The 23,591-nt window shown below is 61.2% G+C and carries 22 protein-coding genes and 8 pseudogenes; 11 read left to right on the top strand and 19 right to left on the bottom strand.

Features of this window, described 5'->3' with window-relative positions; genetic code table 11:
* Positions 1-141 precede the first annotated feature (141 nt).
* From NKJ20_RS34260 to NKJ20_RS31175, 4 genes and pseudogenes are all read right to left on the bottom strand, one after another.
* A complete protein-coding gene (locus NKJ20_RS34260; RefSeq protein ID WP_502902844.1) occupies positions 142-489 on the bottom strand; it encodes a recombinase family protein in 348 nt (115 codons plus the stop codon).
* Positions 490-811: 322 nt separating this feature from the next.
* Positions 812-1,330 carry a YkgB family protein gene (locus NKJ20_RS31160; protein ID WP_352450340.1) on the bottom strand — a complete coding sequence of 173 codons (519 nt, stop codon included), beginning with the start codon at positions 1,328-1,330 and terminating at the stop codon, positions 812-814.
* Between the two features lie 77 nt (positions 1,331-1,407).
* A pseudogene (locus NKJ20_RS34265) lies at positions 1,408-2,880 on the bottom strand (MFS transporter).
* A 228-nt stretch (positions 2,881-3,108) separates the two neighbouring features.
* Positions 3,109-3,519, bottom strand: a complete 411-nt coding sequence (locus tag NKJ20_RS31175) for a YybH family protein (protein WP_352749322.1) — start codon at positions 3,517-3,519, stop codon at positions 3,109-3,111.
* 646 nt (positions 3,520-4,165) lie between these two features.
* On the opposite strand from NKJ20_RS31175, the pseudogene NKJ20_RS31180 reads away from it, so the two are divergent.
* A pseudogene (locus NKJ20_RS31180) lies at positions 4,166-4,509 on the top strand (hypothetical protein); the annotation flags it as partial.
* 303 nt (positions 4,510-4,812) lie between these two features.
* Here NKJ20_RS31180 and NKJ20_RS31185 read toward each other — a convergent pair.
* The 3 genes and pseudogenes from NKJ20_RS31185 to NKJ20_RS31195 all read right to left on the bottom strand — a co-directional run bounded on the left by NKJ20_RS31185 (position 4,813) and on the right by NKJ20_RS31195 (position 6,936).
* Positions 4,813-5,483: pseudogene (locus NKJ20_RS31185) on the bottom strand (NAD(P)-dependent oxidoreductase).
* Between the two features lie 69 nt (positions 5,484-5,552).
* Positions 5,553-6,026, bottom strand: coding sequence for an SRPBCC family protein (locus tag NKJ20_RS31190; RefSeq protein ID WP_352749324.1), 474 nt, complete (start codon positions 6,024-6,026; stop codon positions 5,553-5,555).
* Between the two features lie 40 nt (positions 6,027-6,066).
* Positions 6,067-6,936, bottom strand: a complete 870-nt coding sequence (locus tag NKJ20_RS31195; protein ID WP_352450335.1) for an SDR family oxidoreductase — start codon at positions 6,934-6,936, stop codon at positions 6,067-6,069.
* 106 nt (positions 6,937-7,042) lie between these two features.
* On the opposite strand from NKJ20_RS31195, the gene NKJ20_RS31200 reads away from it, so the two are divergent.
* Positions 7,043-7,933 carry a LysR family transcriptional regulator gene (locus NKJ20_RS31200; protein ID WP_352450334.1) on the top strand — a complete coding sequence of 297 codons (891 nt, stop codon included), beginning with the start codon at positions 7,043-7,045 and terminating at the stop codon, positions 7,931-7,933.
* A gap of 43 nt (positions 7,934-7,976) precedes the next feature.
* On the opposite strand, the pseudogene NKJ20_RS31205 reads toward NKJ20_RS31200, so the two are convergent.
* Both NKJ20_RS31205 and NKJ20_RS31210 read right to left on the bottom strand, forming a co-directional pair.
* Positions 7,977-8,706, bottom strand: a pseudogene (locus NKJ20_RS31205) (cupin domain-containing protein); the annotation flags it as partial.
* A 147-nt stretch (positions 8,707-8,853) separates the two neighbouring features.
* Positions 8,854-9,194: pseudogene (locus tag NKJ20_RS31210) on the bottom strand (DUF899 family protein); the annotation flags it as partial.
* An 11-nt stretch (positions 9,195-9,205) separates the two neighbouring features.
* Here NKJ20_RS31210 and NKJ20_RS31215 point away from each other — a divergent pair.
* Complete coding sequence (locus tag NKJ20_RS31215) at positions 9,206-9,439, top strand: hypothetical protein (RefSeq protein WP_352749327.1); 234 nt, start codon at positions 9,206-9,208, stop codon at positions 9,437-9,439.
* 180 nt (positions 9,440-9,619) lie between these two features.
* Here NKJ20_RS31215 and NKJ20_RS31220 read toward each other — a convergent pair whose 3' ends face one another.
* From NKJ20_RS31220 to NKJ20_RS31230, 3 genes and pseudogenes are all read right to left on the bottom strand, one after another.
* Positions 9,620-10,519 carry a ferritin-like domain-containing protein gene (locus NKJ20_RS31220; protein WP_352749338.1) on the bottom strand — a complete coding sequence of 300 codons (900 nt, stop codon included), beginning with the start codon at positions 10,517-10,519 and terminating at the stop codon, positions 9,620-9,622.
* 276 nt (positions 10,520-10,795) lie between these two features.
* A pseudogene (locus NKJ20_RS31225) lies at positions 10,796-12,317 on the bottom strand (FAD-dependent oxidoreductase).
* A 497-nt stretch (positions 12,318-12,814) separates the two neighbouring features.
* Complete coding sequence (locus NKJ20_RS31230) at positions 12,815-13,240, bottom strand: LysR substrate-binding domain-containing protein (protein ID WP_352749330.1); 426 nt, start codon at positions 13,238-13,240, stop codon at positions 12,815-12,817.
* Positions 13,241-13,295: 55 nt separating this feature from the next.
* Here NKJ20_RS31230 and NKJ20_RS31235 point away from each other — a divergent pair, with 55 nt between their 5' ends.
* Complete coding sequence (locus NKJ20_RS31235) at positions 13,296-13,889, top strand: Crp/Fnr family transcriptional regulator (protein ID WP_352450329.1); 594 nt, start codon at positions 13,296-13,298, stop codon at positions 13,887-13,889.
* Between the two features lie 25 nt (positions 13,890-13,914).
* Positions 13,915-14,025: pseudogene (locus NKJ20_RS31240) on the top strand (integrase); the annotation flags it as partial.
* 85 nt (positions 14,026-14,110) lie between these two features.
* Here the strand turns inward: NKJ20_RS31240 and NKJ20_RS31245 are convergent.
* Genes NKJ20_RS31245 through NKJ20_RS31255 form a run of 3 tightly spaced genes read right to left on the bottom strand, consistent with a single transcriptional unit; the run spans position 14,111 to position 17,605 of the window.
* On the bottom strand, positions 14,111-16,279 hold the full coding sequence (locus tag NKJ20_RS31245) for an amylo-alpha-1,6-glucosidase (RefSeq protein WP_352450328.1): 2,169 nt from the start codon (positions 16,277-16,279) through the stop codon (positions 14,111-14,113).
* Positions 16,276-16,554, bottom strand: coding sequence for a hypothetical protein (locus NKJ20_RS31250; protein WP_352450327.1), 279 nt, complete (start codon positions 16,552-16,554; stop codon positions 16,276-16,278). The genes NKJ20_RS31245 and NKJ20_RS31250 overlap by 4 nt, the downstream gene beginning before the upstream one ends.
* Positions 16,517-17,605 carry a glycosyltransferase family 4 protein gene (locus tag NKJ20_RS31255; RefSeq protein ID WP_352450326.1) on the bottom strand — a complete coding sequence of 363 codons (1,089 nt, stop codon included), beginning with the start codon at positions 17,603-17,605 and terminating at the stop codon, positions 16,517-16,519. Before NKJ20_RS31255 ends, NKJ20_RS31250 begins: the two co-directional genes overlap by 38 nt.
* 357 nt (positions 17,606-17,962) lie before the next feature.
* On the opposite strand from NKJ20_RS31255, the gene NKJ20_RS31260 reads away from it, so the two are divergent.
* On the top strand, positions 17,963-19,135 hold the full coding sequence (locus tag NKJ20_RS31260; protein WP_352725954.1) for an MFS transporter: 1,173 nt from the start codon (positions 17,963-17,965) through the stop codon (positions 19,133-19,135).
* Between the two features lie 189 nt (positions 19,136-19,324).
* Here NKJ20_RS31260 and NKJ20_RS34270 read toward each other — a convergent pair whose 3' ends face one another.
* Positions 19,325-19,582, bottom strand: a complete 258-nt coding sequence (locus tag NKJ20_RS34270; RefSeq protein WP_502894554.1) for a hypothetical protein — start codon at positions 19,580-19,582, stop codon at positions 19,325-19,327.
* Positions 19,557-19,688 (bottom strand): CBS domain-containing protein, encoded by a 132-nt coding sequence (locus tag NKJ20_RS31270; protein WP_352450421.1) that lies wholly within the window; start codon positions 19,686-19,688, stop codon positions 19,557-19,559. The genes NKJ20_RS34270 and NKJ20_RS31270 overlap by 26 nt, the downstream gene beginning before the upstream one ends.
* Before the next feature lie 140 nt (positions 19,689-19,828).
* Here NKJ20_RS31270 and NKJ20_RS31275 point away from each other — a divergent pair, with 140 nt between their 5' ends.
* Entirely contained in the window at positions 19,829-20,215 is a 387-nt protein-coding gene (locus NKJ20_RS31275; RefSeq protein WP_352450324.1) for a hypothetical protein, read from the top strand.
* Positions 20,212-20,736 (top strand): RES family NAD+ phosphorylase, encoded by a 525-nt coding sequence (locus tag NKJ20_RS31280; RefSeq protein WP_352450323.1) that lies wholly within the window; start codon positions 20,212-20,214, stop codon positions 20,734-20,736. The genes NKJ20_RS31275 and NKJ20_RS31280 overlap by 4 nt, the downstream gene beginning before the upstream one ends.
* Before the next feature lie 32 nt (positions 20,737-20,768).
* Here NKJ20_RS31280 and scpB read toward each other — a convergent pair whose 3' ends face one another.
* Entirely contained in the window at positions 20,769-21,506 is a 738-nt protein-coding gene (scpB, locus tag NKJ20_RS31285; RefSeq protein ID WP_352749335.1) for an SMC-Scp complex subunit ScpB, read from the bottom strand.
* A 2-nt stretch (positions 21,507-21,508) separates the two neighbouring features.
* Positions 21,509-22,513 (bottom strand): DUF1403 family protein, encoded by a 1,005-nt coding sequence (locus NKJ20_RS31290; RefSeq protein WP_352450413.1) that lies wholly within the window; start codon positions 22,511-22,513, stop codon positions 21,509-21,511.
* Positions 22,514-22,683: 170 nt separating this feature from the next.
* Here NKJ20_RS31290 and NKJ20_RS31295 point away from each other — a divergent pair, with 170 nt between their 5' ends.
* The 3 genes and pseudogenes from NKJ20_RS31295 to NKJ20_RS31305 all read left to right on the top strand — a co-directional run.
* A complete protein-coding gene (locus tag NKJ20_RS31295) occupies positions 22,684-22,941 on the top strand; it encodes a type II toxin-antitoxin system VapB family antitoxin (RefSeq protein ID WP_031195575.1) in 258 nt (85 codons plus the stop codon).
* Entirely contained in the window at positions 22,941-23,327 is a 387-nt protein-coding gene (locus NKJ20_RS31300) for a type II toxin-antitoxin system VapC family toxin (RefSeq protein ID WP_352690994.1), read from the top strand. Before NKJ20_RS31295 ends, NKJ20_RS31300 begins: the two co-directional genes overlap by 1 nt.
* A pseudogene (locus tag NKJ20_RS31305) lies at positions 23,324-23,591 on the top strand (integrase); the annotation flags it as partial. The gene NKJ20_RS31300 and the pseudogene NKJ20_RS31305, both read left to right, overlap by 4 nt.

A 23,591-nucleotide genomic window follows, 5' to 3' on the forward strand; every position in this document is an offset into this window, starting at 1 on the left:
CGCTGACATGCCAATCAAACAGCTGAAAGACGTCTATTTGGATTGCGAGCGGGGAGGCCGCCGGTGCGCTGGGGACGGAAGACGTGATGACTGTTCGATGCGCGAGTTCCGACCAGGCGCGCGATAGCAGTTTGCGCATAATCAACGATGCATGGCCTTCTGCACCGTGCGACGCGGCCCTGCGATCGACCACTTCGAACCATGTTTGCGGTAAAAGGCCATTGCCCCGTCGTTTCCCTCGAGCACTTCGAGTGCGATGCTCGGGATGCCGGAATGGGCGGCAAAGACAGCGTGCAATATATTAGCGGCTAGCCCCGGTGCCGTACTCGCCAGCAGCTCCGGCCGGTCGGCGCGAGCGCCGGACGCCTTCTCGCGATAGACGCCGGCGATGTAGTACCCGGCATCCCTCGCCCCAGCGATGATCGATTCCTGGCGATCAAGATCCTGCCCTTGCGTACTGACCCGCAGATAAACACGAGCAACGGGCATATCCCCCTCCCGCTCGGCTCATTTAGATATACTTCAATGCGCTCTGGCTCAGAATTCGGCAAGCGGATAGCCCCATAGGCTGGGTCAGAAATACGCTGCAGCAGCCGCCATGATGCGGTGGTCGCGAAACTGCCCATTGTGGCCCCTGAACATTAAGCGGGCACCGATATACGATAGAAAAATCAAAGCATGAACACCGGCCCGCTTTCGGACTCGCGGGCTTGTCCCAAGCGAGTCGAAGGGCGCGGTAAGGTGGAGCCCCGCCATTTGGCCCGTATAAATGGATGACATGTTCTGCCACTCGCCTTCGACTTGGATTCGCTTAGGTAGCCCCTCTGTCCAATCTGTTCAGGCTTTCGCCCAGTACGACAAGCGCGATGCCGAGCAACGCGATATCCTTGATTAGGAACTGGCCGAGGGGACCGAGCGCTGGAAAGCCCAGCGCAGGCTCCCAGATCGGCAGGACAATCATGATCGAACAGGTGACCAGGAAAATTAGCGCGGCCAAGGCCCCGCCGGTCACACCGGCGCGCGCCGACCAGGGGTAGGCAATCAGCAGAAGCGCGGTCGCGATCTCAACGACGCCAAGCACATAAGAGGCACCGGCCTCACCAAAGACTGGATACATCCAGGCGAGCCAAGGCGTGCCGCCGATCAGCGGTCTCAACGCCTCGATCTCGACCGTCGTGAACTTCATCCCGCCGATCATGAGAAGCGGCAGTATGACCCCGGTCAGGGCGACGATCCGTCCGGCTTTCCTGATCGCGGCGATCTTTCGCGCCCACGGCCGGGGAGTTGTCTCGTCTGGACCTTCAGGCTCTGATGTTTTGAGAACCGCCATGAGTATCCTCCTCCTGTTCGATGACACCGTGTCGTGCTTGGGGCTCAAGGTTCAATCGGTGTCGTAGATTTCGCTGGCTACTGTCCAGCCTCAGACTGTGCTCGCACGTTTTGCAGCAAGACCACCGCAAGGATGGCTGCAGCCAGCGCCACCAACGCGCAGATGCCGGCAGTCATCTGGAACGCCTGAGTGAACACCTCCCGCGCTTTGCCGAGCAGATCGGAACCGAGCGCCTCCGGCAAGGCGAGCCCAGCTGCCACGGCGCCTCCCAGCGTGTCCTTGGCAACACTGATTTCTTGCTCGGATACCCCGTCCGCAACCATCCCGGTCATGCCGCTGCGATAGATGGCGGTGACGATGCTGCCAAGGATCGCGATGCCGAGCGCGCCACCCAATTCGCTGCTGGTTTCCGCGATGCCGGAGGCCGCACCGGCTTGCTCGGGTTCAACGGTCCCCACGATGAGGTCGGTGGCCAACGTGAACACCGGCGCAAGACCTAGGGAGAAGACGCTATAGCCTATGACGACGATCGCGAGATCGGCCTGACCACCACTGCGGGTGAGAATGAGAAATCCGGCTGCCGCAAGCGCAAGGCCGGCCGCCATCACATAGCCCGGGCGAGCCCTGCCAACCGCGATTGGCGTCAGCGTCGAACCGGCGATGAAAGCAACGGCGGAAGGCACGGTCCACAGGCCCGCTACAAACGGTCCCATCCCCAGCACCAGTTGCAGGTATTGCGCGATGAAGAGAAACGAGCCAAACGCGACGAAGAAGCCGAGAACGTTGACCGCCAATGAAGCGCTGAAGGCGCGAGCGAAAGAGCCGCAGATCGATCAGGGGTTTGTCAGCCGCGGTTGGCGCACGGCGAAAACCGCGCCGACAGTCACACCGAAGAGAATGGCGGACGCCGCCTCCGGGCGGAGGCCGTGTTCGGCGATATCCTTGATGCCGTATATCACCGAAAGCACGGCGACAAGCGATAGCGCAGCGCTCAAGATGTCGAGCCGACCCGCTTCAGGATCGCGATACTCGGGCAGGACCATCGGACCAAGCACCAGCAGCGCAACCATGACCGGTACCGCCACGAGGAACACGGAGCCCCACCAAAAATAGCTCAGCAGGATGCCCCCGACCAACGGACCGATGGCAGAGCCCGCAGAGAAGCTGGCGATCCAGACGCCGATCGCAACCGTACGCTCCCTCGGGTCGAGAAACATGTTGCGGATCAACGAAAGGGTGGACGGTGCAAGCGTCGCCGCGGCAATCCCGAGCAGCGCACGCGAAACGATCAACATTCCGGCACTTGTGGAGAACCCTGCGAAGACCGAAGCTATTGCAAATGCCACCGCGCCGATCAAAAGCAGTCTGCGGCGGCCGATGCGGTCGCCCAACGTGCCCATCGTGATCAGGCATCCGGCAAGCAGAAAGCCGTAAATGTCTAGGATCCAGAGAAGTTGCGAACTCGACGGCTTCAAGTCGGCGCTCAAACGCGGCACAGCCAAGTTCAAAACCGTCAGGTCCATGGAATAGAGCAGGCACGGCAGCGCGATAACTGCGAGCCCGAATCATTCGCGGCGTGTCGCTCTGGGCGCGGTTATGTCGCTCGTGACGGCCTCACCGAGCTCGAGAGCACACGCTACGGCACCGCCAGTCGCACCACCTGGGTCGGAAATTGTACCGATCTTGTTCTCTGACGGCATTCCTTGATCTCCTTGTCCGCCAAGCGGCTGGTCAATTGCCACCGCTGTTTCGATCGCTGGATTACTCCGATGCGCTGCTCAGTCCGACTTGTATGCGTACGAGTGGTGTTCGTGAGCGATGATCCAGCGGTCACCCTCTTTCCGCAATCCGACGGTAAGGCGAAGGCGGGTTGCCGGATCCTTTTCAAGCTCGTCCTTCGTACCGCACCGCAGCGATGCGGTTGCAAAAGCAACCCGGTCGCCCGCCGTGACATCCAGCCGCTCGATCGCGAAAACGCCGCCGTATTTGAAGTGGTCGAAGAACGGACCCCAGCTATCCCGGTAAGCCTCAATTCCACGAAGTTCGTTCGGGGGTGGGACATCGAACATCACGAGGTCCGTCGCGTGATCCGCCATGATCGTCTCCAGGTCTTGCTGCTGCACGGCGTTCGCCCAGCGCTCGATAAGCGCCTGGATGTGTGCCTCAGCGTCACGCTCCTTGTTCACCATTAGAACTCTCCTCCTCCTCGATATTCTTCCGTCAAGCTGGTTCTTATCGAGGACGATCGGGAGGCTTCAATCCGACATTGGGTGATCATACTTGGCTCCGTCCAGCCAATCCGGCTGCTGCGACGCGTGTTCTTGAGTGTCAGCTTAGGGAGAGACGTTCAACTTTCCGTGGGTCGCGAGAGGGTCAAAGTCACTGGTTTCGGTCAACGTCTGCTTACGAGCCGCCAAATCGGCCCAGCAAGGTCCGGTTTGGTCAACTTGAGCCGGTAGCGGTCACTCGAAGGTTCGCTTCACTGAGAGCCGACACTCCACAGCTTTTGATGTTTGGCGCGCCGCTCGGGGATGTCCATCTCCGGATGTGACTGGAATTCGGCTCCTGTCGTCGGCGCGCATGACAGGTCAAAGCCGCTGCTCGTGTCAGGATGTCTGTGATGAACCTAGGATGGAGGACGTCATGGACATCTACAGTCTCGTTGCCGCGAACCTTCAAACTTCGGCTCGTCGGTCGCCGATGAACGCCGAAGCCGAAAACCGCTACTATTCGAAGCAGCTCGCCGTGCCCCGCTTTGGCCCGGGGCTGCTTCGGTCGATCGCCATGACGGCCAGCGTAGTCCTGGTGATCGGCATCGTCCTGATTTGGCCATGCATGCAGCGCATCGTCGGGTCGTTCGTCGGCTCCGCCGACGGCGCCGGGCAATTCTACAGCCGCGCGGTCAGCGAGGCCCGTGATCTGACCACGAAACTCTCGATACCAGAGACGAGGACCTGGACGGCCCGGTAGGCTTCGATAATCGCGCCCAACGCAAGCGCGAGTTCGCAGCCGACATGGGCCTGCAGGCCCACGTGCTTCGCATAGCAGCCGAAGGTGCCGTCTCGGCTTACGAGGACATCACAGGCGAAACCTGGAAGCCCTACGCTCGCCCGGTCGAGCAGCCTGCAAACTCGGTCGACCAAAAGGCCGCAACTGTCCAAATGGCAGCCTTCGAATAGGACGATCGCGGGGCTTTGCCCCGCCTTCCTTCAGCGTCCGCAACGCCATTGCGACCTGGTTCTGAAAAAGAAAAAAGGGCCGACGGAAAACCGCGGCCCATAACGTGTGAAGGTCATGGACCTCCAGAGGGGAACAGCTGCTGCGGCGGACCTGGGAGGAAGCCGCCATGTGCATCAACTGAAGTCTGTATGCACGAATCACGCTGCACTTAATTTTTGTGCAGTGCAGCTATGCGTCGCGGCTCGTTTGACCGCAATCGTCGCGCTGGCGGTTTTCGCTTTGATAGGCCGTTCAAGCCAACCCTACCCGGTGATCAACGGCAACTTATGTAGCCACCGATCCGTGGTGACTTGATCCAGCACGAAGGCCGCAACGTTTTCGCGCGAAATGGAGCCTCCGCGGAACTGGTTCAAGTTCGTGAGCGTCTGGATCGTGGTGCGTGCAGGCTTGTTGTTGAGAACTGAAGGACGGACAATAGTCCAATCCAGATCGCTGCCCTTGATGATTGCCTCCTGACGATTCTTGTCGGCGTAAACCTTGCGCGGGAGCAGAGGGAAGATCAGCTTGTCGAAGAGGAAACCGCCGTGCCCTGCGCTGTCCCCAGCGCCCATACCGGTGATGGCGACGAGACGCGAGACGTGTTCCGCTTTCATGCCGCTGACAAGCGCTCGGGTCGCGGTCGAAAGAAGGGTGACTTCGCGAAATGGGCTTGCGGGTGTGCCGAGTGCGCTAATCACGGCATCGCGACCCTTGACGGCCTGGCGCAACACCTTCTCGTCACGGGCGTCTCCAACGACAATCTTCACTCCCTCATGTTTGCGGCCTTTTCCGGCGAGCGCACCAGGAGGGTGACATCGTAGCCGCGGCTTACGGCCTGGCTGACGATATGGCGGCCGGTCGGCCCGGTGGCACCGAGCACCAGGATATTCGGTACGGCGGCGAAACGTGTTTCAGGGACAACGGGTGTGGTCATGATTTTGGTCCTCTTGAAAGCCTGGCGCCTCTCAGGAGGCCGCCCTGTTGGTTTGGATGCTGGTGATAATCAGAGGCGGCCCTCTGCGAGCAGTTCGCGGGTCCGCTTCAGCGTCGACAGCAGGGCCGACTTGTAGCCCTTGTCGCTGTCGAACTGCGTCTGCTCGGCCTGTTCCTCTGGGCCATCAGCCTCCTTGCCGCGCAGGCCGAGGTAGCAGTAGAACTTCAGCTGCAGTGCGCCGGCTTCGTCCTCGAAAAGCTCATTGATAATGGCGCCTTCGCGTGGGCCGGTCGCCTGGAAGAAGGTGACCTTGCTCTGCGGCTCGAGGGTGATGATCTCCCTGATGTCAGAGCCGGCGATGGTGGCTTCGCGCACGAAGTGGGTATCACTTTCCTCCACGACATCGCAGCGGGTGCAGAGACCCGGCGGGAGGAACAGGCGCGCGTCGCGCGCCTTCAGTTCCAAACCGTTCCATACTTGCTCCCGGGTGAGCTTTGTTTCGCCTTCCGGATTCACCGGGACGGTTGCGGTCGAATAGATCATGTTGATGGTCCTTTGTTGTTTGAAATTGTGGCTGATTGCCTCAGGCAGAGGCGGCGGTTTCCGAGGCAAAGTCGCGGTAGGAGCGGAGCGGACGTCCAAGAAGCGTCGTCAGGCGCTCGACATCACTGCCCTCGGGCAGCATGCCATCGGTCAAAAATCGCTCGCCCATCATGCGCATGTCGTAGGCCATCCATGGCGGCATGAACTGCTTGAGGTTCTGCTCGAAGGCAGCCGTATCGCCGCCGCCATAGTTGATCTGGCGAGCGAGCACGTCCGACCAGATCGCGGCGATATCCGCTCCGGTAAGGGTATCGGGACCGACCAGGTTGATGCGAGTGATCGGGAGCGGCTGTGCGGCCTGTTCGCGGCGCAGCAGCTCAAGGGCAGCAACCTCCGCGATATCGCGAACGTCGATCATGGCAAGCCCCTTGTCGCCGACGGGCATCGGGTAAACGCCGTAGCCAGCGATGACGTCCTTGATCGTCAGATCGTTCTGGATGAAGTAGGCCGGGCGCAGGATGGTAGCGTGAAAGCCCATCTGCTCGATCATCCGCTCGACGCCGAACTTGCCGGCGAAGTGCGGCACGTTCACGTAGACGTCCGGGTGAATGACTGACAGGTAGACGATCCGTTCGACGCCAGCCGAGCGGGCGACGTTGAGGGCGATCAAAGCCTGGGTGAACTCGTCTGGTGCGACAGCGTTCAGCAGGAAGAGCGTCGAGACACCGTCGAAGGCGGTACGTAGGGAGTCGACGTCCAGGAAGTCACCTTTGACGACGGCAACACCTGCCGGAAAATTGGCCTTGGAGGGGTCGCGGACGAGAGCGCGGACATCAGCGCCGCGGTCGACGAGGTGATGGATGACTTGGCCGCCGATATTGCCGGTGGCGCCGGTAACGAGAATGGTCATTGGATTTTCTCCGGGTTGGTATTGCTTGACACCCGGAATATGGCTGGTTCATTCTTAAACCAATAGGCTGTTAATTTGGACAGTTCGTCTCACAGGTGGAACGATTATGGATCTCGTCGCCCTTGCCGATTTCAACGTTGTCGCGCGTCACGGTGGCTTCGGCAAAGCGTCGCGGGCGTCCGGCCGTCCCAAAGCGACCTTGTCCCGACGGGTTACGGAACTGGAGGCTGCCCTTCGACTTCGGCTCTTTGAACGTGGCGCGCGCAACCTCAAACTCACTGAGGAAGGACGCGCCCTTCATGAGCGGACAGCCTCTCTGCTGACGGAGCTCGACGAAACGGCGGCCACCATCGCGGCGGGCGGGGACAAGCCGCGCGGCAGGTTACGGATCAGCGCGCCGCTGCTGTTTTCGCAGACAGCCATGGGCAGGATCGCGGCGGGCTTTGCATTGAAATATCCCGACGTGCGGTTGGAAGTCACGACAGAGGACCGAGCCGTGGACATGATCGAGGAAGGTTATGATCTGGTCATCCGGGTCAATCCAGACCCAGACGAAAGTCTTGTCGGCCGAGCCTTTCTGCATGATCGCCTGGTCGTCGTGGCAAGCCCCGATCTGCTCCGGCCGGCCGCAGATCTCTCGGTGCCAGGTGTCGTGCGTGGGGCCAGCGATCGGCAGACCTGGAACGTCGTGACTTCAGAAGGATCCGCGACGATCGGGATCGAGCCCATTCTCGCACTGTCGTCCCTCATCATGGTTCGGGATGCCGTGCGAACCGGCGTAGGCGCTGCTCGTATGCCGATTTCGCTGGTGAGTCACGACCTGGCCGACGGCACTTTGCTGCACTGGGGTGATATCGAAGGTTCCGAGATCGCGCTGTGGGCGCTTTACCCGTCGCGGCGTCTGTTGAGCGCGCGCGTTTCTGCCTTCCTGGATTTTCTGAAGCAGGCTTTTCCCAACGGAACGCCCGATGAACTGGCGACCTACATCGGCAAGTGAGGGGCCAAAGCAGCCTGCTCCACATTTTGCAATCGGGCCGGCGTTACCCAGCGGTGTTTACCCGCGAATAGGCGCCGGGCGGCATTCCCACATGCCGACTGAACGCGACGCTGAAGGCGCTTGCCGAGCCATACCGACGCGTTGCGCAATCTCCGCCGTGGCAACATCCTTGCGAAGGAATTCCTTCGCCAGCGCCATGCGCCGCCGATCGCGTATTCCATCGGGGCCACGCCAACCTCCCTCCGGAAACGATCGAAGAAGGTCGAACGGGACATGGCAGCATCCCGCGCGAGTGTTTCCACCGTCATGCTGCGACCTGGATCCGCGTGAATCCGGCGCAAGGTCGGTGCCAGCAGCGGATCGCCCATACCGCGCAGGAGACCGGGTGGGGCCGCGGCGCTTGCCGTTGAACGCAAAGCTTCGATCAACAGCACCTCCAACAACCGGTGAAGCACCATCTCACGGGCGGTCCGGTCGGCTCTCGTTTCGTCGTTTATCATCCCGACCAGCATCATCAGCCGCTCTTCGCCCTGGACGTGGATAACCTCTGGTAGCAACGAGACGAGAAGAGTCTTGTCATCCGAGCCAAAGGCACAATGGCCAACCATCGCCTTGATTTCGGCGGTCGCTTCTGGGTCACCGAGCCGGAAGACACCCGGGCTGGTCTCAAGACGTTGGGCAAGGGCTCCGCGAGGCGGCGGTTCCAGGCTGCTCATCGTGAACGAGAAGATTTCCGGAACCAGCACGAAGTCGCCGGCCATCAGCAACATCGGAGCAGCTGCCCCATGTCGAACTCGTCGCGGACGATTCCGGACATCTCCTCCCGGCGGAACGCGAAGCCGTAGTCGAACAGGAAGTCGTCGCCCGTAGGCAGACACGTAGGGCATCGTCCACCCGCGCTGTGCCTTAGTCGCCACCAGCTTCTCCAGCGGCGCCCGCGACATCGCGATGAGCGTCACGTCGCGGTCGTTCACGTGCGTGACCATGCCGCCCAGCCCATCGCCGACCGAGGTGCAGCCCGGGCACGCCATCTTCCAGTCCTCCCCGAACATCAGGTGATAGATGAGGAGCTGCGCGCGGCCATCGAACAGCTCCGGCAAGGACTTCGGCCCGTCGTCGGTGGCGAAAGCGTAGTGCTCGGAACCCAGGGCAACTCACGCCGCTGCTTGGTGACGCGCCGTTCGTGCGCCGCCAGCTCCCGCTCGGCCGCCAGCAGCTCCTTGCGGGCGGCCTGCCACTCCTGCTCAGTCGCGACCTCCATCCGACCTCCCTATGTTCGACCTCGTCCTTGTTGAAACCGCGCGGCAGCGGAAAACTCATCGGCACCTCGAAGTCGACGACCTCCGCGACCCGTCCGTCCTCGAGGGCCTCGAGGCGCAGGACGGACAGGGCGAGCGGATGGTAGCCCGGCTCACCCGACGAGCACAAGAGCAGCATCGTCTGGTTGGTCCCGAAGCGGTCGTTCCATCGAGCCGATTGCTACCCGCGGGACGCGCCATTTCCTGACTTTGCCGTTTACGCCGCAAGGTCGCGGCTCGAAATCAAACCGGACGGTCATCCAATCCTGTCCTGGGCTCCAGCGGGAGGTTTTGCATCGGGATCGTCATGCAGACGTATTGCCACGATCATTGCGCTCGTGAACCCGCCCCGCGTCTTCCGGCGATCTGATCGCCTGTCGCGAGCGGCTCAGGTGCTTTTGAGCGTGCCGTTCATCCCTTCCGGATAGAAGCCGCCCTTGCTCACTCCGTCCTTGTCGTTGAGATAGACGATCCGGAGCACCTCCTGCGGTTTTCTGGTGAAGGCGATTGCGTCCGGCGTTGAAGGAATGATGTTGGCTTTTCCGTCCACCTGGATCCCCTCGTCCTTATCGTCCGATCCGTCGATTTTGTCTCGGGCATCGGAGACAGCGTTGGCGGCCTTCCAGGCTTCCTCTCCCTTCCGGTATAGCGTCGATCGCGCCATTCCCATGTGATAGGCTTCGACCGCAAGAATGCCTGCAGCGGCGGCGAGAAAATCCTTGTTCTTTAGAACTGTCGCCGCACCCGCATAGGCGGTGACGCCGACATCCTCGAACAACATCCCGCCGAGAACGAAGTTCGTCTCATTGCCGAAGGGGTCGAAGTCCGCACCGAGACCAGCCGCTTCCGCGACGGCTTTGAACCCTGCGTCGAAATCGATGGCCGGCCTGTCGACGACGTTCTTTCCAAGCGTCTTGCGGTAAAATCGGACGTGCGCGAGTTCCTTTTCCGCAACTTCCTGCATGAATTCGCCGATGGCCGGCGTCTCGAACGAGACTTGCTTTCCGCCAACGACGTCGCCGGATTTCGAGCCGGCATCGGCTGCGTCGATGCCTTTTCCGGTGGTGCCGCGGAGATAGTATTCAGCCTCCATATATTCGAGGTTGAGCGCAAAGCGGAAAATGTCTTCGTCCTGCACGTCCTCCTGGGCATAGGCGCGAGAAACCGGCGTCAGGCCCGTGGTGGTGGCGAGGGTTGCTCCCAAGCCGAACTGCAACGCGCGACGGCGCGAAATATGAATTGAAGGCGTGACACGGATCCTGACTTCCTCCCAATAGCCCGCCGGTATCACCTGTTGGCACCTGATCGCGGGCCAGCCTTTCTAACCCCGTAAAACTCGATAAATGTTCCTTCGGTTGTCGCGCATTTTCGCCAAATGTTGTGCTTCGAATCCGAGCCATGACCTTGAGCTGATTATGGGCGACTGATGTCTCTCGTCTTGTCGAGAAGCTAGAGATCACAACTGCATCGATGTAGCCTTTTATGACCAGTCATATCTACGTCATAGGCGTCATTTGCGCTGGCCGGTGCTTCGGCGCCAATACACAAGCGAACGCCGATTGGCTTATTCGATCGAAGCCAGGGGCGCTACGGCCGGTCCGTTCAAAGCCGTGCCATCGACGGCAAAATGCGAGCCGTGGCAGGGGCAGTCCCAGCAGCGTTCCAGCGAGTTCCAATGGACATGGCAACCGATATGGGTGCATGCGGCCGATCGCTTGTAGAGCGTGCCGTCCTCATCGCGAAAGGCAGCGACTTTGGTAAGCCCCTGGCGGACGATAGCCCCCTGTCCGGGCCGCAGCTTATCGGCGGCATCAATTTCACCAGGCGCGACATACTCGGCAAAACTCCTGATCGCTGTCGCATTCTCCGCCAAATAATCGCCGATCGCGCGTGCCGTCTTGCGAGAGGGTTCGTAAAGTTCCCGCCAGGGGCTTTCCCCTTTCAGGATCAGGTCGGAAATCAATTGGCCGGCCACAACCCCATGGGTGATGCCCTGACCGGAATCGCCGGTAGCAACGAAGACGTGCCCGTTGCCGGGATTACGGCCGATGAATCCGGCGTAATCGACGGTCTCCATTACCTGCCCGGACCATCGATTGGCTTCCGCGCCGATATCGGGCACCAACCCTTTGGTCCAGGCCGCCAGGCTAGCGAAGCGGTCGTCGGCGTCGTCGGCCTGCCCTGTCTTGTGATCCTCACCACCGACGATCAGAAAGTCGGTCTTGCCTTCGCCAGGCTGCAGACGGACGTAGTGATAGGGGTCCAGCGTGTCCCAATAGAGTGCATCCGGCAAAATGTCGCGCGCGATCTCGAATGCCATCGCGTAGGTCCGATACGGCGCCTGCTTGGTGTGGAGCGCCACCCGATCGTTGATCGGCGAGTTGGTGGCGACAACGGCCGATTTGGCAGACACGGCAAAGCCTGAGACCGTGGTTACGCGCACGCCGCCGTCAGTCTCCTCGAGTTTGTCGACGATGGTATCCGCATAAAGCGCGCCGCCGCGCGCGCGGATGCCGGCAGCCAGCCCGCGGAGATATTTGAGCGGGTGGAATGTCGCCTGATTGGAATAACGAAGGACGGGCGCGTCCGAAAACCCAGCAAGCGGCACGCCCACGATTTTCTCGACGTCGACTCCGATCTTCAGAGCGGCGTCCAGTTCGCGCTCGATGACGGATTCCTTTCTGCCTGACGCCGGAAACAGAAAGCCGTCGAGGCGGCGGAAATCACACGCAATACCCTCCGCCTCTTGGATTGCTTGGATACGGGCGATAACGGCCGACTGGCTTCGGTAGTAAATCCGCGCCAGTTCCTCGCCGCGCAATTTGATCAGTTCCGAAAAATAATCGTCGCAGATCGATGACAGATGCGCGGTGGTGCGTGCCGTCATGCCGCTTCCGATCCGGCCGCGATCAAGCACTGCCACCTTTTGCCCGGCGACGGCCAGTTCGTAGGCGACCGACAGTTCCGGCAATGCCAGATCCGACGACCACGACATCGACCTGTTCACTCCGCTCGAGCGGAACCGCCTCAGGCGCGACTTCGGTTGCCGCCCAAAGCGATACAGTCCTTTCATCGCTGACATTCATGGCGGAACTCTCCAGGGCATCGATCAGGAAATGGACGCGAGGGGCTAAAAGTTCCCGCTGCGTTTGTCCGCCGATCTAATGCGCTAAGCTCCACGGACTGCGCAGGTGGGAAGCACCCCCTTCGCGCGGGTTTCCAGGCCAGCTGTTTCCATCGCCAGTTCGAAGCGTTAGCCGCATTCGCGGACAATTGCCGTGGTCCGCCAACAGCGAGAACGCTGGCCACATCTGACAAGGCGCAACCAGTACGTGACCGTGTAGTGTCTGGACGATCTTGAAGGCATCCCCATGCAGTGTTCTATGAGTAGACACCTCGAAGTTCCAGGATACGATGCTATGCGACTTAAATGGCCGCGCCCGATTGTCGCCGTTTGGGGCGCGCCTGACCGTCCCGGCCTTCAGGACCACGTTGCCTCGGCCGATACCCACTGATGGAATGCGGCGATACGAGGGTCGGTCCAGCAATCTCTTCTGCAACACAAGTAATAGCCTCCGTGTCGTCAGAGATCTGCATATCCTTGAACGGCAGGACCAGTTCTCCCTTGGTGATCTCTTCGTGGAGCACAGAGAAGGTCTCCGATCGCGACGCCCTGGCCCATGGCCGCGGCACGATAGGCCATATCGGCACTGGGAAAGACCTCACCCGAGTTCACGTCAAGAAGGTTCGGCACAAATCGCCCAGCCCAAACTTTCCAATCGTGCCGATCAGACGTTTCATGCAGCAGGTTATGGTGAACCAGGTCGGCAGGAGAGGTTAGTGGCACCCCTCTCTCCAGCAGCTTTGGAGAGCAAACTGGGGTGCCGAACGATTGCAACACTAGCACCGCGTCGATATCTTTCGGCCCATTTGGATTACCGCAGTCAAAGGCGAGATCGAACTCACCTCCGAAGAAAATTTCCCAATCATAAGGAGCGGTCGTTAGCAATGGCCTGCAATCGGTGTCCGGGTAACATCACGTCGAACTCGACATCAAAGACCAGTTGGAGGTCGCATATCAGCCGATCGAGCGTGTGTATTTTCCAGAGATGGGCATTGCATCGGTGGTCGCCACCATGACCGGTGGGCGGCAAAGCGAAGTCGGCATCGTCGGCCACGATGGCATGACAGGGGTTGCCGTTATCCTCGGCCAAGACAGATCTCCCAATGAAACCTATATCCAGGTCGCCGGCAATGGCTGGATTCTGCCCGTTGAAGACCTTCGCGCTGCGATTGCAGCAAGCCAGTCCCTTCGCGAGTCGCTGCTTCGCTATGCCCACGCGTTCCTCGTGCACTCGTCCCGGACCGCGCTGGTCAACGGCCATTCCAAAATCGAGGAGCGGTTGGCCCGCTGGCTGCTGATGGTCCAAGACCGCGCCGAAGGAAACAAGATCTACCTGACGCATAAATTTCTGGCGACCATGCTTGGTGCCCGGCGCCCCGGCGTTACCACCGCCCTCCAAATGCTTGAACATCGGGGGCTGGTTCACGCCAAACGCGGCGAGATCGCAATCGTCGATCGCGTTGGAATGATAAAACTCACACACGGTGCTTACGGCGAGGAGGAGCAAAGTCACTTCGGCCTAGCCTCCGCCTAACTGTTCGGAATCGGACAAACCCTTGCAGGCTGCCGAATTGGTGCTGAAGCGCCGCGTCGCCGAGGCCGGGCTCGACCCGCAAGCCTTCTCCGCCCACGGCCTGCGCTCCGGCTATCTTACCGAAACCGCCCTTCGCCAAAAAGACGTACAACCGCTCTGGAGCCCGGTCGGGTGGGGCTCGGTTGCCTGATGCACGACCATTTTTTTGCAGCCGCCCACAGTTAAGAGCGCACAACCAGCGGCACGAGGCCCTCATGTCGCTCGTCGAGATAGCAGACGATGCGGTCGCCGACGCGCTGAAAAGTGAGGTCGACCTTCACGTCACCGACCGCTAAGTGCCGGAGGACGATGTTGTCGATGCCTATCGGCAGCCGAGGGCGTTCGACATTGATCTCGCCCTTCCAACCATCGATCCGAATCCCCAGACAGGCTTGCAGCATCATGAAGGCGGATCCGGCGGACCATGCCTGTGGCAGACAAGCCACGGGATAGGCCACTGGCGCATCACCGATCGCACGCGTAAACCCGCAGAATAGCTCCGGGAGCCGCATGTTGAAACGGACCGCCGCCTCGAACATGCTGCTCATAAGCTTCACGACACTGGTGCGCTCCTGGTAGCGGGCGAGCCCAGCGGCACAGATTGCCGTATCGTGCGGCCAGATCGAGCCGTTGTGATAGGACATCGGATTGAATGGAAGCTCGTCGTCGGCCAAAGTCCGAACGCCCCAACCGCTGTGGAGATGGGCTGATAACAGCTGCTCGGCAACTGATTGCGCCCGTTCAGCTGACGGTAGCCCGACATAAAGCAGGTGACCGGGGTTGGAGGCGCGCACCGCGCATTGCTTGCCTTCGCCGTCGATTGCCAAGGCATAGAAATTGCGGTCTGACATCCAAAACTGCGTCTCCACTGCGTTGCGGATCCTTTCTGCCATGCCGCTCCAGTGCGCTGCCTTGGCGACATCGCCGCGCTTGGCGGCCAGCGCAGCCATGCCTTGATAGGCTGCGAAGACGTAACCTTGCACCTCGACCAGTGCGATTGGTCCCCTGGGTATCGTCCCATCGCTATGGAAGATAGCGTCTGCGCTGTCCTTCCAGCCCTGGTTGAAAAGCCCCGTATCTGCCGCCCTGCTGTAGGTCACGAAACCCTCTCCGTTGCGGGCTCCTACCTCCTCCATCCACGCGATGGCCGCACACAGCGAGTCCCACATGCGATCGACGAACTCGTCATCGCCCGTGCGATCGGCATAGGACCAGGCCAGGTAAACATAGAGCGGAGTGGTGTCGACGCCGCCGTAGTAGCGGCCGAACGGTAGCTCTCGCAGCACAGCCATCTCCCCCTTGCGCGTTTCATGCATGATCTTGCCGGGCTCGGCATCGTCAAATATCGAAGTCTCTGTCGACTGATAGCGGGCAAGGAACGCCAGGACCCCGCGGGCAAGGTCAGGGTTGAGCCACAGCATTTGCAAGGCGGAAATGACGCCGTCGCGGCCGAAGGCGGTCGAGAACCAGGGAATACCGGCGTACGGATAAGGCCCGGTCTCCAGATCAGTGGTCAGCAACGCTATGTCGGCGCGCGTGCGCGTGAGCCAGTCATTGAACACGCGGCCGGAGCTGAAGACGGTGGCGCCCTGTCGACGCTTTGAGCGCATGGCAAACCGCGCTCGCGCCGCGGCCGCGCGGAAGCGATCACTGGACGGGATTTCCTCGCTGTGACCGACCTCCAGATGGAGCGCTCTGCTGTCGCGCATCCCCACCACAATGAGGAACTCGGCGTGATTGGGGTGCATCTGATGGGGCGTCATCGAAAACGCGATGACGGATTGGCGCTCCACATTGTCGAGACCCTCGTAGCGAAACGTCACTCTTGACTCGCCCACTAGCGCGTCATGCGCGCGACCGCGCCGGCTGCGCGTAGTGCCGCGCACCTCAAACATGTCACGGAAATCGGCGTCGAAGTCGAACCGGACCGGCAGCAGCACCTCGCGCGCGGAGTAATTCGTGAAGATGACGCGCTCGAACATGCGGTCTTGCCAGATGAACCGGGTCCGATCGATGTGCACGACGCCCGGCAGCGTTTCACTACCGTTCGGCCCGATGGTGGCCAGATTTGTAAGATTGGCGGTGAATAGGATGTTATCTTGCGATAGCGAGGCGCCAAGCAGTGAGGGCATGCGGCCGCCGATGAACAGACGGAAGCGCGACAGCACACGCGTGTCGTCGCGGAAAAGTCCGTCGCCGGTGCCTCGTATGTCGCCATAGCTGTCCGCGACGATGAAGCAGTCCTCGTGCTTGAGAGCAAATTGCCTATGCGGCTCGCGCGGCGCCGATTCGTCGAGCGCCGGGAGAGCCACAGCTGGATCAAGCTTGCGTTCTTCGACTTCAGTGGTCATGTCAGCCCTCCTGTTCGAAAGAGACTTGGGCGGTGGAGACTTGGGCGGCGCAGGCACACATGCTTGCCCATCAAGGCCGGCGCCGAACCATCCTCATCAACAGCGTCTCGCATCAATCCCGCACTCGGCGCGCGATCGCGGAGAGCCTCGTTCGAATTCTTGGCGAATGATTGGCGAATTCTGTTGTAGAGCGCGATCAAAAGCGGCTCGAAGCCGATCGGTTCTAGGCCGGTTCGGTCAAACAGGCCTGACCAGCTGCATTTCAGCGCGGCCATTTCGAGAGCCAAATGCAAATCGCTTGTTGCCGGCGAGCGAGCGGTAGACCTCCATATAGTCGCTGCACATGCGCCCGACCATGAACCGCCTTTCAAAAGTTTCCCGTACCCGTGCGCGATCGAGACCGCCTATCCGCCGTACAGCCTCCACAGCTTCGTCGACGCTGTCCACTATCAATCCGGACACGCCATCATCGATGACCTCTGGAACGGCGCCGCGGTTGAAGGCTATCACCGGGGTGCCGCAGGCCATTGCCTCGATGGTTACAAGGCCGAACGGTTCGGGCCAGTCGATCGGAAACAGCAGCGCTGTCGCATTGCCCAAAAACTCCGCCTTCTGCTGCTCATCGATCTCGCCAATGAACTCGACATTCGAATATCGAAGCACCAGGGGCTCAACTCGCTCCGCCCAAAATGATTGGTCAACCGCGTCGATTTTGGCCGCGATCTTCAGCGGCATTCCAGCGCGGGCGGCGATTTCTATGGCCACTTCCGGGCCCTTTTCCGGTGAGATGCGGCCAAGAAATGCCAGATATCCCGAGGCTTTCCGCCGGAATGGAAGAATATCACGCGGCAGGCCATGGTAGACCGTTCCGAGCCAATTGACCGGCGGCATGGGCCGGCGCTGGTCATCGGAAATCGAGACCAGCGGAATGTCGTCGAACATCGCGTAAAGCCGCGCCAGGAACGGAAGGTCGAGCCTGCCATGAAGCGTGGTAACGGTTCGCTGCGCGAACTCTCGAATTATCGGAAAGTGGAGAACATCGACATGAAAATGCAGTGCATCGAATTCATCCGCCCGTTTACGGACCTGTTCAAGCATCATGATGTGGTAGGGAATATGGTTTTGGGACTTGGGATTCAGGCGCAGTGCAACATCGCAACACGCCACCAGTTCGGCCGAAGTGCGTGAATCACCGCTGGCGAACAAGGTCACCTCGTGGCCCTGTCGAACCAGCTCTTCCGTCAGATATGAAACGATGCGCTCGGTCCCGCCATAGAGCCTGGGGGGTACAGATTCGATAAGAGGTGCAATCTGGGCGATCTTCATTTTTGCAGGACATCGTGAAAGTGAAAAGTCGGCCTTCAACGAAAGCGGGCGACGCGCACACCTCTCCTTGTATTGCACCGACGCCAACTCTCGAATTGCTAATATGTTCCCGGGAAGATCACCCATCGTGACGTTCGGGCTAGGCAAGGCTTGAGGGCCTAGGTCCTGATCTTTGCGGAATGTTCGCGGGGTGCGGGCATTCCGGCATGGCATCGAGCGCCGGCATCAAGGTGATCATATTCTGGGTCAACGTGGCGTGTCGAAGCCGCTTCAGCGGGGCCGAGTTTATTCGCAGAAGAAGCATCATTCTCCAGATCCCCCCTGTAGCGCGACGCGCGTCCGTGGCAGAACTTTGGCATGGCACGCCTTGGCCCGCTGCTGGCATTTTTAGCGCTCTATGCCGCAATGTATGCTGCATTCGGGACAGCGTCCCCGTTCTGGCCACGGTATTTTGAGGCGCGCGGCCTGACACCTGAAGAGCTGGGCGTTCTGTTCGGGCTAGGCAACGCAGCCCGGCTGATTGCCGGACCGCTCGCCAATCGAATTGCAGATCTTCTCGGTGCCCTCCGCATCACCCTGGCGGTCTGCATCGGGATCGCGGCAGCGGCGACGCTTGGGCTGGCTGCCGTGCAAGGCGTCTTTCTTCTGTTGGTCGTCTATCTGGCCCAGTCAGCCGGGCTGGCACCGATCACAACCCTCGCCGACGCCCTTGCGGCGCGCGCATCGGTGCGCGAGCCGGGTTTTGAGTATGGTTGGGTGCGGGGTGCGGCATCAGCGGCCTTCGTTGCTGGCACCCTCGCGGCTGGCCAGGTGCTCGGAGTTTTCGAGCTGGATGCGATTATATGGATGTACGCCGCGCTGCTCGCCGGAGCGTTGGCTGCCGCCGCGCTGGTGCCGGAATCAGACACCGGCGCCGAGCGGGCTGCGGACCCGGTCGGGCAAAGCGTAATCGGCGGGCTGCGCGAGCTGCTCGGTCTCCCGACTTTCCGGCGCATCGTCATGATTGCGGCGCTGATCTATGGCAGCCATGCAATGCATGACACCTTCTCGGTCATCCGCTGGACGGCGGCCGGGGTCGGCACGGCGGCGAGCAGCATACTTTGGTCGGAAGCCGTCGGAGCGGAGGTGGTGGTGTTCGTTGTGGTCGGGCCGATCCTGCTGCGCCGGCTTGGCGTGGCCGGGGCCGCTGCTCTGGCCGCGGTGGCCGGAATTCTGCGCTGGGTCGTGGAAGCGGAAACGGCGGCGATCTGGATGCTTGCGTTCGTGCAACCGCTTCACGGCATTACCTTCGCACTGCTGCATCTTGCCTGTATGCGTGTTATCGCCAGCAGCGTGCCGGCACATCTTGCCGCCACGGCGCAGGCCCTTTACGCGATCGGCCCGGGGCTGGCCACCGCGGGCCTTGTCTGGGTATCAGGTCAGCTTTATGGAGCCTATGGCCCGCCCGGGTTCCTCATGATGGCGGGACTCTGTGTGCTGTCCCTTCCGCTAGTAATTGGACTTCGTGAAAGGCCCCCACCATCGGATTGACGCGTATGAGGGCGATGGTCGCCGATTGTGCGAGCTTCTCAGCCAAGGGGTGGTAGCGGCGGAATGGGGAAGATGCCAGAGGGGCTCGTCAGCGCCCTCGAGCTTCGGCTTGAGTATTTGCACAAACGAGTCCAGCGGGGGGGTTATACCGAAGGCGGATGGGAAACAGCGACTGGAAGACAAGATCGTTCAGGATGCAACAGTCACGGTGCTCAATGCATCTATGAAGGCGACTTCTGCGGTTTCTCCTACGGGTTCCGGCCCGGAAGAGGACCACACGGCGCATTGGATGCCCTGTACATCGCGATTGACCAACGGGAGGTGAACTGGATCGTAGACGCCGACACCCAGAACTTCTTCGGGACGGTCAGTCAGGAAAGGCTGGTTCGCTTCATCGAACACAGGATCGGCAACAAGCGCATCATCCGCTTGATCCGCAAATGGCATAGACATGCTCGGACATGACCTCGCGAACGGTCGTGTTGCCGGCTGAGCGCTCCTCGGCGACACCGCGCATCACGATATCGCGGTCGGTCACCATGCCGACCAGCATGTCATTCTCCCGACCGGAAGGGCGCCGAGATAGTCGGCCCGCATTTTCCGGGCGGCAACCGCTATGAGGAAAGGCCTCTGTTCACTTGCTATGCGCTTTAATGTGCATATATTGTGCGTATGAGAGGTCGGAGATTTGCCATGACCCACGCACAGCTCGCACATTCCGCGGTGGTCTCAGGCTTTGTCGATAGCTTGCAGGAACCACGCACGCCCTATATCTCGCCGAAACGCCTGTCGCAGGCCCTCGGCGTGAAGGTGGCCAACCTGGCGCAGTTAACCGGTGTTCATCGCAACACGCTGCGCAATCCCGCATCGGAACGCCTGCAGGGCCGGATGCGCGAAATGGTGAAGGTGATTTCGGCCGCGACGGAACTCACCGGTAACGTCGACAAGGCGATCTACTGGTATCGCAACGAGCCCATCGCCGACTATGGCCATCGCACGGCGGCCGAGCTCGTTGCGGACGGCCAGGTCGAGGCGGTTCTGGCCTTCATCAGGGATCTCGAGAACGGGGCGCGCGGGTGAGAATCACCCACGTCGGCCCGGACGAGATCTTTCACCGCTATCTGACACCCAAATGGGCATTCCTGCCCATCAGCGGTGCGGGCGCGGCGATCGACGGCGGCCGCTTCAATCGACCGGGCGTCGAGGCGCTTTACCTGTCACGCGCGCCGCAAACGGCCCTCGGTGAATACAAGCAGGGCGCCAGCATCATCCCGCCGGCCACCCTTGCAGCCTACAAGATCACGCTCGCCGAGGTCGCCGACCTTTCGCAGGGGTTCGACCCAAATGTCTGGGACGACATCTGGCAAGGATGGGATTGTGCGTGGCGCCAGATCGCCCGCATCGACAGGAAGGTCCCGCCATCGTGGAAGCTCGCGGACCTGGTCATCACGGCTGGGCTTCGCGGTATCCTGTTTCCGTCGCTGCGCCATGCCGGCGGCACCAATCTGGCGATCTTCTCGGCCAATCTTGTCGAAGAGGATCGCGTCGCGGTCCATGATCCCGATCATCGGCTGCCGCACGATCAGTCGTCCTGGCCCTGAATTGCCGCCTCTCGCCAAGGGCGCAACGACCTCTAGGGCACTTGGCCCTCAACGCGGTCAGCCTCTAAATGTTCCTCTTCGCCTTCCTCCTCCTCGCTCGCCAGCCCGGCCGGAATTTCTCCCGCCAGCAGCTTCTCCTTGCTGAGCAGTCCGGCGTCCTCGAGCGCCTCGAAATCGGGCAAGTCGCGCAGCGTGTCGAAACCGAAGTGCGACATGAAGGCTTTGGTCGTCACGTAGGTGTAGGGGGCGCCGGGCTGTGGGCTGCGCGGTCCCGAGGTGATGAATTCCTGCTCGCGCAGTACGCCAATCAGATCGCGTGAAACCTCCTTGCCGAAGAAGGATGACAGCTCGCCACGGGTGATCGGCTGGAAGTATGCAATGCACATCAGCACCAGCGCCTCGAACTGCGACAGGGGTTTTGACCGCGTTCTATCCGCGCCCTGGCCCGTTGCTGTGCCAAATGCACCGCGAATGACGTCGGCAAACGCTTTCCTGGTTCGGTGCTGCCATCCTCCGGCGACCGACACGAGCTCATAGGGCCGGTTGCGCAGTTCCTCGCGAATGTCGTCGATGATCAGATCGACGTTGCAGCTCTTTCCGACGACCCGCGCCAGCGTCTCACGCATGACGGGCTCGCTGGCGGCGAAGATGACCGCCTCAATCCGGCCCATCCATTCACGCCAGCGCAGCTCCGACGGCAGGTGCTCGAGTTCGGTATCGACCAGCAAGCGCTGGTTATCCTTTCGCTGAGTTCCCGTCCGGTCCGCCATCGCTACAGCCCATAGAGCCGGAAGGTCGGCCGACCCGACAATTCTCGCACGGCGCCAAAGTCGACCAGCCTGTCAAACAGGCGCCGCAGACCTCGCTCGCTCATGCCAGGAATGGGCTGGGACGCGACAATCGCATCGTCGGAGAGCAGTTTTTCGACTACAGCATCCGATCCCTTTGCCCGCAGCTTCGGTGCAACGGCGATGAGCCGCTGGGCACGACGATCGAGCTCGGCCGAAAGCTCGACGGCCCGCAGCGCGGCGCGCGCCTGAGCCACAAGGAGGCTCTGCACGCTCTCCCGGCCTGGCCCCTGGTCCCTCTCCGCCAGGCTGGTTATTCTCGGTCGCACGCCACGCGTGTACCCGCCCGATCCTGACTGCGCTCCCAGCAGCGGCACCGCATATTGCCAGCCCAGCCGTTGCGCGAGCAGGACGTCGGCGAGCCAGGACCCGAAACTGCGTCCGAAGCCATGGCGCTCAGCAGCCGCGAAGGCGCCGGTCAGCACCGCGACAACGCCCTCCGCCCCGGAAAGCTGGCGGAGATCCTCGATCAGATCGCTCACCGCCTCGTCGTCGCCTCCGTGACCGAGTTCGTCCAGCGCGGCGGCGAGCACAGCTTCCGTCAGCAGATCCTCTGCCGGCAGCAAAGTCAGCCGGCGCCAGGCGAGCAGGATGCGGCCGGCCGGCCCGACGTCATCGCCGGGACGGGTCAGACACACCGCGTCACGCAGGGCGCCGTCATCCTCGACGCGGCCGGCCTGCTTCGCAGTTGCCGCAGCCGCCGAAAGCGCCAAGCGCTGCCGCCAGGCGCCGGCCCATCGCTCCTGCCGGCGCACGACAGCGTCGAGCGCGCCGATCGTTGCGCCTGCCACAACCGCAGCCTCGTCAAGGCTTTGCGGGCCGTCGACCGCCCGTCGCAACCAGGACGGCACCGGCGCCACGGTGGTGACCAGTTCGATCCCGGCAGGGTGAGCATTGTGGCGGAGCGACGGCTTGGGGCGAAGAATCATCGTCAATGAGGATGAACGAGCGCGGCGCTTCTGGCAACGATAATGCGAACAAACCGCCGCGCCCGTCGTAGCTCCACAACGAACGATAATGTTGCATTATCATTCGTTGTTTACGAGGGCTAGGGAACCATGGTAGAATACGCCAGAAAGGTAGAATTTTGGAGTCTTTCGTGTCCCTGAACATCAAAAATCCGGCCACCGTGGCTCTCGCCGACGAACTCGCACGCCGCCAGGGTATCAGTAAGACAGCAGCCATTCATCAGGCCCTGAGCGAGCGCTTGCATCGCTTGGGCTTTGGAGAGACCGCTCAGGAGCGTCTGCTGGCAGAATTGCGCGCCATCCGAGAAAGAGTGGCACGATTGCCTGAACTGGATAGTCGCAGCGACGAGGAGATCATCGGGTATGACGAGCATGGAATCCCTAACTGATGGTGATCGACACCTCAGCTGTTGTAGCGATCCTTCGGAGCGAGCCTGAGGCAGCAAGGCTGGAACGAGCGCTGGTCTTGGACCCAATCCGTCTGGTCCCGGCAACCTGCGTGCTCGAGGCACGCATGGTGCTGGTCAGCAGGCGCGGCGAACACGCATTGGCCGAGATCGATCTTTGGCTGCGCAAAATCGAGGCCGACATCATTCCTGTCGACTCCGAATTGGTTGATCTGGCGACCCAGGGTTGGCTGACCTACGGCAAGGGCCACCACCCGGCGGCGCTGAATTTTGCCGATTGCCTGTCCTATGCTTTGGCAAAGCGTGCGGATGAACCGCTGCTTTTCATCGGCAAAGACTTCTCCCAAACGGATATCGAAGCGGCATGAGCATGGCTGGCGACGCGCAACGATCATCCGCTGCTTCCGGCGATGACGACATGCCCGACATCGTCGATATCGTCATGCAGATGGGCGATGCCGACCTAGCCTCGTCCCCTCCCCTTCCAGCCATTGCCAATCCCAGCCTGCCTGCGCATCTTGAGGCGCTCGCCGGCCGCGCGCGCGATTATATCGAGGCGGCGAGTTCGGCCAACACGCGCCGCGCCTACGCAGCCGACTGGAAGCATTTTTCGAGCTGGTGCCGGCGCCAAG

It is taken from the genome of Mesorhizobium sp. M0185, from assembly GCF_040322175.1.
Lineage (GTDB): Bacteria > Pseudomonadota > Alphaproteobacteria > Rhizobiales > Rhizobiaceae > Mesorhizobium.